Here is an 11,231-nt window from a genome sequence, read left to right as displayed (position 1 = left end):
CGGAGTTGGTGATTTCAAAAAACGGTGCCATCCCCGCTGGCGCCTCCGCCGCTCGTACGCCATCACCCCTGTTTTGACTGGCGGTCATCTGCGCCTTTGTCTCCGCCAGTAATGAGTCGGGCAGCCCGGTTGCGTGTGAAGTACGTCCAGCCCCATTGAATCAGCACGAGAATCCGGCTTTGATGCTGGACGATGTTCATCAAGTGAATAACCAGCCAAATCCACCACGCCAGCCAGCCAGAGAGCTTGCACCAACCCAGATCAGCCACGGCAGCGTGTCGTCCGATCGTGGCCAGACTGCCGCGATCGTGGTACACAAACGGCGGCGTGCATTTGCCCCGCAGCCGTGCGCGGATTAATTTTGCCACATAACGCCCCTGCTGAATCGCCGTTTGGGCCACGCCTGGAAGAGGTTTTCCGTCGGCGCCAGTGAAGTTTGCTAAATCGCCGATCACGAAAATTTCCGGGTGGCCCGGCACGGTGCAGTCGGGCTGAACGATTACCCGGCCGGCCCGATCGAGTGGCGCTCCTGTCGCCTTTGCCACAGCTTTTCCTAGCGGCGATGCTTGCACGCCGGCTGCCCATAGCACTGTGCGCGTGGCGATGTGTTCCGTTTGAACCGCGTTGGCTGAGCCACTTTCCACCGTGACGCCGTCAGCTTGCACATGAGTGACCCGGTGATTCAATTTCACAATTGCTCCCAACTTTTCCAACGATGCCAGCGCCTTAGTCGACAACTGCGGCGCAAATGTGGGCAATACCCGATCGGTGGCTTCGACTAAAATTACTTCGGCATCGGCCGGGTTAATTCGCCGAAAATTGCCGCGCAGTGTTTCGCAGGCCAACTCGCGCAGCGTGCCGGCCAATTCCACCCCAGTTGCTCCGCCGCCAACAATTACAAATGTAAGCCAAGCGCGAACTCGGGCCGGATCGGTCTCTCGCTCGGCTTCTTCAAACGCCGTAAGCACTCGACGGCGGATGGCGGTAGCATCCTCGATCGTTTTCAAGCCCGGCGCAAACGGTTCCCAATTGTCGTGGCCGAAATATTGGTGGCTGACACCGGTGGCCACGACGAGTGTGTCGTAGGGCAAAGCACCGTCTCGGAGGATGATTTTCTTTGCAGCAGCGTCAATTTCCACCACTTCGCCCAGCAGCACTTCAGCGTTGACCTGCTTGCGAAACAGATCGCGCAGCGGCGCGGCAATATTGGCCGGCGATAACCCGCCGGTGGCCACTTGATATAGCAGCGGCTGAAAGAGGTGGAAATTGCGACGGTCAATCAACGTGATTTGCACAGGCGCTTTGCGAAGCCTGTGGACCACGTTGAACCCGCCGAACCCGCCGCCGATCACCACCACTTGATGTGTTGCATCCATGCCGGGCTATTATCTCCCCGCATTGCTGCTTGGGAAGCCGCGAGCAGGCAGCTTAGGCAAACTACGCCGGAATTTCTTAACAGTTTGACTGTTCCTGTGGCGTAAAGTTCTCCGATAACGCAGAAGGAACCGCCGCGCGGCTGCGCGCCGGTTGAAGCTTTTGTTGCAGCAAAAGCCGTAAATTCAGGGAGGAATGAATGCGGGGGGCCTGGTCAACAATTATTGGTGTGCGCTGTCGGGCGCTATTGCCATTTGTGGCGTGGATCCTGGCAATCATGGTCTCTGGCTGCACGCCGTGGGATGAATACAAAGCCAACGGCTTCAAAGTCGGCCCGAATTATTGTAAGCCGCACGCCGACGTAGCAGATCAATGGATCGACGCCGCCGATAAGCGAATGTCCACCGAAGAGCCTGATTTGAGCCATTGGTGGACGGCTTTCAACGATCCGCAGTTGACCGATCTGATCGAGTGCGCCGCCAATCAAAACCTGACGCTTAAAGAAGCGTGCTTCCGGATTTTGCAGGAACGATCAGCATTGGCGATCGCCGTGGGCAATTTGCTCCCACAAACACAACAGGCCGTCGGCAGCTATTCGCGAAATTCCATCAGCACTTTGGCGGCGAATCAGCAATTGCTGCCCGATCGATTTTTCAACAACTGGAATTTGGGCTTCAATCTGTCTTGGGAGTTGGATTTTTGGGGACGATTCCGCCGGGCAATTGAATCCGCCCAGGCCGATTTGAACGCCTCGGTGTTCGACTACGACGACGTGCTGGTCACGCTGTTGGGGGACGTGGGCACCACCTACATCCAAATTCGCACGCTGCAGCAGCAAATTGCCTATGTGAAAGAAAACATCAAAATTCAAAAGGAGGCGCTGGACATCGCCCAGGCGCGGTTCAACGGGGGCCTTACAAGCGAACTCGATACCGAACAAGCCATCAGCCAGTTGGCGCAAACCCAAGCGCTCATTCCCCAATACGAAAAGCAATTGCGGGCCGCCAACGATCGACTGTGCGTATTGGAGGGGATTCCGACGAAAGATTTAGTGCCCGATTTGGGCGACAAGCCCATTCCGCCGGTGGCCGCCGACGTGGTGGTGGGCATTCCCTGCGATTTGCTTTGCCGTCGCCCCGATGTGCGCCGGGCAGAGCAACTGGCGGCTTCTCAAAGCGCACAAATTGGCGTTGCCGAGGCACAGTTATATCCCGCGATCGCCGTTACCGGGACGGTTGGCTTCGATGCCCAACGCTTCACGGGCCTGTTCAAAGATCGTTCCTTTCAATCGAGCATTGGTCCGGGCTTTCAATGGAATGTGTTGAATTATGGCCGGTTGATCAACAACGTGCAGCTCAACGCGGCAAAGTTCTGCGAACTGGTGAATGCCTATCGGCAAACGATTCTGCAGGCGAATGCGGAAGCAGAAGACGGCATTGTGGAGTTTTTGCAATCGCAACTGCAAGAGAAAGAGCTGGCGCGCAGCGTCACGGCGGCCGATAAAGCCGTGAAATTGGCGATCACGCAATATCAAGGCGGCCTGGTCGATTTCAACCGCGTGGCTCTGTTGGAACAGGACCTTGTGCAGCAGCAAAACTTATTGGCCGAGGCGGAAGGAGATATCGACACAGGCCTGGTGCATTTATATCGCGCCTTGGGCGGCGGCTGGGATTACAGCTGTCCCGATGAGGCAGCGGGATTAGCACAACCGCCAACGGTCGAGGGGAACCCGCCGGCCAGCAGCGAAGAGTTGCCTCAGGGTAATGGCAGCCCCCGAACCCCCGGATTTGGCGCAACCCCGGGACCTGACATGAAATCCACACCCAGTCCGGATACAAAATCGAATCCGATACCGCCGTACCAGCAACCGCCGGGCGGCAATTCGTCGCCGCTGCAACTTCCGGGACCGTCCAATACAATGCCGCCGCCACCGGTGCCCGGTTCTCGATCGAACGGACCGCAGGCACGTTCGGTCGTGAGGCGATTCGCGGTCGACCAAAAGCCAGCGCAAATACGTCACAGCGATGACGATTTCGATTGGACCAAAGACGACGGCTTGCTGCCCTTGCGGTTTTTGAATTCGCCAGTGGCAAAATCGTCTTTGCCGAAGCCAACGCTGACGCCTCCGGCGACAAACATCAATTCCGCGCAGGCCCAAAAGCATGAAGTAGCCGAAAACTTCCCCATTGAAGCGGAAACTTCGGCAGAGTCGAGCATCGCCGAGAACGCTTCGCCGCCGATCCTACACGCCGGGCTGATTCAGGGCGATTGCAGCCAGCTTCGGTTGCGGCGCTAATTTAGCGCGGCGCTTTTAGGACCGCATCTTAAGCCGTCAGCTATGCGCCGGTGGAGGAACCACGGTCGGTCTTGGTAACGGCTCCCGCTGGAATAATGCCGTCATGTGCTGTCGGCGGCGGCGCAGTTGCACCCACCGTGATGACAGTAGTCTGCTTGGCAGCAGCAGTCTCTTTTCGGGCTTGGCGATACATCAGCGAATAGTAGAACACCGGCGTGAGCAACAGCCCGAACGTCGTCACGCCAATCATGCCGGAAAACACAGCGGTGCCAAGCGAAATGCGCATTTCGGCGCCGGCGCCGTGAGCCAAAATCAACGGTACAACACCCAAGATGAACGCGAAGCTGGTCATAATGATGGGCCGCAATCGCAAGCGGCAAGCTTCCACGGCAGCGTCGTACAAGTTCTTGCCCATCGCCCGTTGCTGCTGCGCGAATTCGACAATTAAAATCGCGTTTTTCGCCGCCATGCCCACCAGCACCAGGTAACCAATTTGCACGAAAATATCAACCGGCAGCTTCGCAATCATCATGCCCACGACAGAGCAGAGCAAGCACATGGGCACAACTAAAATCACTGACAACGGGAGCGCCCAGCTTTCGTACTTGGCAGCCAGCACCAAAAATACCAGCACGGCTCCAAAGCCGAAGACGAACAACCCCAACAGCGCCGCCGGCACCAGCAACATGCCAATTTTCGCCGGCAGCAGTTGCATGAAGGTGATGGTGGTCCACTCGTACGGCAGGCCCAGCTTGTCGCACAAGCTTTGCATCAGGCCAATGGCTTGGCCCGAGCTGACTCCCGGCGCGGGGTTTCCATTCACGGCGGCCGTCGGATACATGTTGTAGCGCATGTACATGGCCGGGCCCCCTTGGTCGCGCACGGTGGCTAGCGTGGCCAAGGGCACCATTTGTCCGAGTTTGTTGCGCACCTTAAGTTGGCCGACTTGTCGGGCGGCGGTGCGAAAATCTCCCTCGGCCATCAAATTCACCTGCCATGTGCGGCCGAATAAATTGAACAGGTTGACGTAATAACCGCCCATGTAGGTTTGCATCGCGTTGAACACATCTTGCACGGGCACCATCAGCGATTCGCACTTAGTGCGGTTGATATCGACAAATATTTGCGGCGTGTTGGCTCGAAACATGGTGAACACGTCAATCAACCGATGCAGCGCGTCAGCGTTGGCTTGGCGGCATAACTCCAGGGTGGCGTTTTGCAATGCCATCAAATCGACAAAGCCGCGCTGCTCGACCTGCATTTGGAACCCGCCGGCGTTGCCTAAGCCTTGAATGGGCGGTGCGCGGAACACGCTGATCACAGCTTCGTCAATTTCGTCAGCACACAGCTTGCGAAGCTTTTCGGCAATGACGGCGTCATATTCGGCGTGTGTTTTTCGCTTGTCGAACGGCGAGAGAATGACGAATATGGAACCCCAGTTGGAGCCGTTGGCGCTCAGCAAAATCGATTGGCCGGCCACGCTCAGCGTGTGATCGACGCCGGGAATTGCGTCGAAATGCTTGCCGTCGAAATCGCCCCCTAGTGCCAGTTTATCGAGCTTACTCATCACGGCCTGCGTGCGTTCCAGCGACGCCGAATCGGGCAGCATCACGTTGACCAGCAAATAACCCTGATCCTGTTCGGGCAAAAATCCAGTCGGTGCGTGCCCCATGCTCCAGTACGTGGCATACAGCAATGCGCCGTACGCGCACAACACAAGCAAGCAGATTCGCAGCCCGCGGCCAATGGTCCAGCCGTAGGCGACGGTAATTTTATCGAACACGACGTTGAAGCCACGGAAAATTTTGCCCAGCACATAATTGATGGGCCGAATCAGGAACCAACCGAAGATCAATCCGCCAATTGCTCCTGGTAAGAACGACAGAAAGTCGACTTGTGCAAGTTGGGACATGGATACATCTGAATCAGCAGCGGCGTCACCTACTGGCACGTGTAAATAATCTGCCACGATAGGTTGTAGGTAATGAAGGCTCACAAACCCAAGCAGCACAAAAATCCACCACGGTAGCGCTTCGCGCACGTGTTCGTGGCCGCCTTCTTCTTTCTTCTCCGTTTTGAATACCGACACGGCCCGTGAGGGGGTTAGCGTCATGGCGTTGATGGCGGAAATAATCATGGCTGCCGAAATCGTTAGCGCGAACTGCTTGTAAAACTGTCCGACAATGCCCGGCAGAAATGCGCTGGGCAAAAAGACGCTCGTCAGCACCAGCGTAATGGCCACAATCGAACCGGTGATTTCGTTCATCGCGTTGATGGTGGCCGTTTTTGGATCGTAGCCTTTGGCGATCCAGCGCTCCACGTTTTCCAGCACCACAATGGCGTCGTCGACCACAATGCCAATCGCCAGCACCAACCCGAACAGCGAAATATTGTTCAGGCTGAACCCCATGACGGCCATCACGGCCAGCGTCCCGATCAGCGAAACGGGCACGTCGATCATCGGCAGGATCATTGCTTTCCAATCCTGCAGGAAAAACAGCACGACAATCGCCACCAAAATCAAGGCTTCGAACAGCGTCTTAACAACTTCCCACATCGATTCCGTGATAAACGGCGTGGTGTCGTAAACGATTTTGTAATCCAACCCCGGCGGAAAACGCTTCTTCAGCTCGCGCATTTTGCGCTTCACGCTGTTGCCCACGTCCAGCGCGTTGGAGCCGGGTAGTTGAAACACCGCCAGCGCCACGGAAGGCTGCTGATCTAAACGACACTGCTGCGTGTATTGCTGCGAATCGAGTTGAATGCGGGCTACATCTTTGAGCCGAACCACGGCTGCCGAGGAGCGCCCTTGAAGATTGTCTCCCTGATTGGTTTTGATGATGATGTTGCCGAATTCGTTGACATCCATCAGCCGGCCGAGCGTGGACATGGTCAACTGAAATTGCTGTCCCTTAGGAACCGGGTCTTGCCCGATGGTGCCGGCGGCCACTTGCACGTTTTGATTTTTTACCGCATTGATGACATCTTCCGTGGCGATGTTGCGGTCGGCCATTTTATCGGGGTTGAGCCATACGCGCATGCTGTAATCGCGCTCGCCCAAATAATTGATGTTGCCAACGCCGTTGATTCGCAACAGCTCGTCCTTGATTTGAATCGTGGCGTAGTTGCTCAAATACAAATTGTCATAGCGGCCGTCAGGCGAGATCAAATTCACTGCCAGCAGAATGGCCGGCGATTGCTTATTGGTGTTCACGCCCTGCAGTTGCACCTGCTCGGGCAATTGCGCCATGGCCAAGGCCACGCGGTTTTGCACGAGTACTTGCGCAATGTTCAAATCGGTGCCCAGCTCGAACGTGACGGTGAGCGTGTAACTGCCGTCGTTGGTGCATTGCGACGACATGTACAGCATTCGTTCGACACCGTTCACCTGCTGTTCAATGGGGGCGGCCACGCTGTCGGCCACCACTTGCGCATTCGCGCCCGGATAGCTGGCGGTCACTTGCACGCTGGGAGGCGTGATGTTGGGATACTGAGCAATCGGCAGCGAAATCGCCGCAACCAGCCCCAGCAAAATAATGACAATCGAAATCACCCACGCGAAAATCGGGCGCTCGATGAAGAATTTGGCGAACATGGACGGGCAATGCGGGCCGTGAGTTTAGAAGTTCAATCCGTGGCAATTACTTTGCTTCTGGCGGCTGAATTTCGACCTTCATTCCTGGACGAATTCGTTGCAGGCCGCCAACGATTACGCGGTCGCTGGACGTGAGGCTGGGTTCGGCGCCCTTTTCATCGGGCTTGGCGATGCGAATGCCATTGGCTTCGCGCATAATTTGTTCCGGGAGAGCTATTTGCAAATTGTCGGCTTGCACCTCGCCGACTTTAATTGGCCGGTATTCGACAATATTTTCCTGATTCGCCACAAACACGTATTTTTGCGATTGGTCCGTCCCAACGGCGGCTTGCGGCACCAAGAGCGCCGGATGCGCATCGCCAATGGGCAGCCGCACCCGTAAAAACATGCCAGGCACAAACACGCGTGGACCGACCGGTGGCTTGGGATTATCAATCATGCCGCGCACTTGCAGCGTGCCTGTGGTGGGATCGATTTGATTGTTGACAAAATCGATATACGCCGTGTACGGATAAGTTTCGCCGCCGGTCAGTCCCAAATCGACAGGGTATTTGGCATACTTATTCCCTTCACGAGCCGATTCCAGCTTTCCTTCGCGCATCAGCGTGGCGATTCGCTCCCGCGTGATTTCGTCGACGTCGAAGTAGGCATACATCGGGTCTTGCGAGACGACGGTTGTCAGCAGCGTGTTCGCTTCGACCAGGTTGCCCACCGACAGCAAGTTCCGGCTGACGATGCCCTCGATGTCGGTTTTCACGTCGGTGAATTGCAAATTCAACAGGGCGGATTCAGCACTGGCTTGTTGCGCCGCCACTTCGGCTTCCGCTTTAGATTGGGCGGCTAAGTATTTATCGACATCTTGCGCGCTAATGGCGCCGGGCGTTTTGGAAACAACTAACGCCCTGGAATAATCAGCCTGGGCCAATTGCAATTGGGCCTTAGCCAAATTCACTTGAGCGACCGCCTGATCGTAAGTTGCCTGGTAAGGGCGGGGATCGATTTTGAACAGCACTTGGTCGCGCTTCACTTCCTGGCCAACGACGAAATTAAAATCCTTCAGCGGGAGCTGATCGCTCTTGGCATCGTAGTTCCAGCGGACCAAATAACCATTCACTTTGCAGCGCACGTCAAGCGAATAGGGGGCTTGGCTGCGGCCGGTAAAATACTCGTAATCGGTGACGGATTTCGTCACCGGCTGCTGCACTCGCACCAGCGCCGGCTTTTCTGCGGTCGATGCGGCTGTGTGCTCTTCTTCGCAACCGCTCACCAGCAGCGCGAAGCACGCCAGCGCGCTGTAGAGAAAAACAGCGACGGCTGCACGTAACGGCGGCGCAAACGGGTAATTGCCAATAGTTCCAGACATAGCAGGTTCTTGAGGCAGCACAAGACGTCGTAAATACCAGGCTTAACACGGTAAACCTACCTATGGATATAGGTTGCGAATTGCCATCACGCGATGCTCGCCGTCGACATCAGTTCCGATTATATCGCTTAAACGCAATTTGCGAGCGAAAATTAGAGCACACGTAAGCGGATGAGCTTGGCCAAAATTTGCAAGTGCGGAGGAATTCCTCTCTGCGCGCGGGAATAAGGATGTTCTGCCGTGCGGCCTTCCGCATCGTTCGATCGCCGGAGAAGTTTCCATCAACTGCGCCAGATTAAGCGACCGATTCTGCGTGCATGGGACTCTTCTTTAGCCGGACGGGTTCCAAGAGCCGCTGGAATCGGGCAGTTCCAGCGGCTTTCTTTTTTGCCGGAAATGCTTCGAGTTTCGTCGCAATCGCTTACGATTTGCGACCGTTGTTAAAGCAATCGACGGAAGGAACCGATTCCGCGCCGGCTAAATCGGAAGTGCGATACCGCGCCGCAATCTCACGTTTTTCTCCAGGCAACAACATGAAGTAATTGTCTTGCCACCGGATCGGCAGCAATTCCGTTCCGTGGGCCTGCTTGTTGATTTTCAATCGAACCAAAAGCGCGATGGCATCGGAAGCGTTTGTTACGCGGAAATTTGCCACGCTTTCCTGGTCACGCTGGTCTATGCCGATGGATTCCAAATTCAGCTGCGCCGGCGGCAAATTTGCCAATTGCGCGTAATCAGCGAACGACGTGCAGGGAGTGATGTTCCAGGTCGATTTCTTAAAATCCAGCACGTCGGGCTTCGTCGAAAGCCAATAAGAATTCACGCTAAGAACTTTGCCCGCTGCATCTGTGACCAACAGCCGCAAAAAATACGTCGTCGAAATGCTTTCCGGCTGCGGCAGGGTAAAGGCGGTCGTGGCGGCGTTCGCTGCAACCGTGCATGTTGCTTCGTGCCGAGATTGCCGTTGGCTGGCAATATCATAAATTTCCGCCGCCACCGTCAAGTTTTTGAATGGCGTAAGCGAATCGTTCGCCAGCACAATCGCGTGGTTATCGTAGCGATACAGCACATGCAATGGCTCGCAAGCGACCTTGGTGGCAAAGTATGCAGCGCCGGGCCGCAGGTAGTAGTCATACAAATGCCAAATCATCGATGGCCACGCGTTATTGAGCATCCACTGAATTTCGCCGGTTGCGGCAAACTTGTTTGCACGGAAGCCTTCGTACATCGCGCGGATAGTTTCATACGCCTGGGCCTGTGCTTTCCAAGCGAAATCGGCCAGGCCGGTCGATTTGCCGAAGCGTTCATCCAGTGCGTGAGTAAAATCGCGAATGCTTTTAAATTCGCTGCCGCCACAATGAAAGTCCCAAACTTTATCCATCGGCCAGCGATGCTCCGCAGGCAGCATGGCTTCCAAGCTTTCCAGCGGCGGGGGAACTGCCCCAGGCCCAACTTCGGTATTGAACCCCCAAGCGCCGCCTGTCTTTTTGTCGGTGAGCCAAAAAATGGGCGGCACCCATTTATAAGGCCCCAGCATTTTCACGCCCGTGGGCTCCGAGGCGGCGGATTTTTTATCTGTCGCACTAGAAATAGTGGGACAAGGCCATTTCAATTGCTCTTCAATGGCTAAATACTGCTGCTCGATTTTTTCCGGCGGCGGATTATCGCTGCCGTTGAGCCAAGCCAGCAGGGAGGGATGGTTGCGCGCCCGACGAATCTGATATTTCAGCGATTCCGTGGCCACGGTCGATTGTTCCTGCTTCCAATTCTTCCATTGCTCCCAGGGCGAGCAGCAGCACCAACCGGCCATGACCAAAATCCCATGCCGATCGCACAAATCGTAAAACGCGTCATCTTCCAGCTTGCCTTCCAGGCGGACGGTGTTGAGATTCATGTCGCGCAGGTAACGAATTTGATCGGCCTGCCAATCGGGTTGGTCCGCCAGCGTCCGGCGTTGCAGCAAATCGGGTGCATACCCGCCACCTAAAATGAGCAAGTCAACGCCATTGACGGTAAACAGCCGCGCCCCGTTTTCCAGGCGCGAATTCACTTGACGAATGCCGAAGTCGACCGAAACTAGATCGGAAACTGTGCCTTCGACCGCCGCTTCCAATTCCAACGTGTACATTTCCGGCCGGCCCAATTGCCAAGGCCACCAAATACGCGGCTTGTCGATCACCAGCTGCGGAAAATCGTCCGGCAAAAAGCTAACCGTTTTGATTTCTTGAGGCGCCAGTTTCACTTGCTGCGAAAATCGAATTCGTTCGATGCTGCCGCGCAGTTCGACAGTCACAGGGTGATCGGTAGGATTCGCGATATCGGCTCGCACCGTGAGCCGAGCGGTTTTCAACGACGGCACATCTAAATCGGTCAAGACGCATGGGTAACGCAATGCCGCCGGGCCGCTGGTGCGCAGCTCAACTTCCTGCCATAGGCCCATGTTTTGATCCGGCGGTTTGGGCGCCCAATCGACGAAGGTGATGGCCAAGTCGTTTTTTTCTGGCGGGAATACTTCTACTTGCAACAAATTGGAATCCGACCGATTCACCGCAGACGAAATGTTGAATTCAAAATCGCGATACGCTCCCACCACTTCGTCGGCG

The 11,231-nt window shown here is 55.8% G+C and carries 5 protein-coding genes; 1 reads left to right on the top strand and 4 read right to left on the bottom strand.

Annotated elements, in window-relative coordinates:
- Nucleotides 1-62 precede the first annotated feature (62 nt).
- Entirely contained in the window at nucleotides 63-1,376 is a 1,314-nt protein-coding gene (locus VFE46_00110; GenBank protein HZZ26376.1) for an NAD(P)/FAD-dependent oxidoreductase, read from the bottom strand.
- A 275-nt stretch (nucleotides 1,377-1,651) separates the two neighbouring features.
- On the opposite strand from VFE46_00110, the gene VFE46_00105 reads away from it, so the two are divergent.
- Nucleotides 1,652-3,670, top strand: coding sequence for an efflux transporter outer membrane subunit (locus VFE46_00105; protein ID HZZ26375.1), 2,019 nt, complete (start codon nucleotides 1,652-1,654; stop codon nucleotides 3,668-3,670).
- A 40-nt stretch (nucleotides 3,671-3,710) separates the two neighbouring features.
- On the opposite strand, the gene VFE46_00100 is transcribed toward VFE46_00105, so the two are convergent.
- From VFE46_00100 to VFE46_00090, 3 genes are all read right to left on the bottom strand, one after another.
- A complete protein-coding gene (locus VFE46_00100; protein HZZ26374.1) occupies nucleotides 3,711-7,265 on the bottom strand; it encodes an efflux RND transporter permease subunit in 3,555 nt (1,184 codons plus the stop codon).
- 46 nt (nucleotides 7,266-7,311) lie between these two features.
- A complete protein-coding gene (locus tag VFE46_00095; GenBank protein ID HZZ26373.1) occupies nucleotides 7,312-8,628 on the bottom strand; it encodes an efflux RND transporter periplasmic adaptor subunit in 1,317 nt (438 codons plus the stop codon).
- A 421-nt stretch (nucleotides 8,629-9,049) separates the two neighbouring features.
- Nucleotides 9,050-11,231, bottom strand: a 2,182-nt coding sequence (locus VFE46_00090) for a glycoside hydrolase family 2 protein (GenBank protein HZZ26372.1), incomplete at its 5' end; no start/stop codon positions are given.

The organism is Pirellulales bacterium (assembly GCA_035656635.1).
GTDB lineage: Bacteria > Planctomycetota > Planctomycetia > Pirellulales > JADZDJ01 > DATJYL01.
The sequence above is the reverse complement of the archived record's forward strand: the minus strand, read 5'-3'. Positions and strand labels throughout refer to the sequence as shown.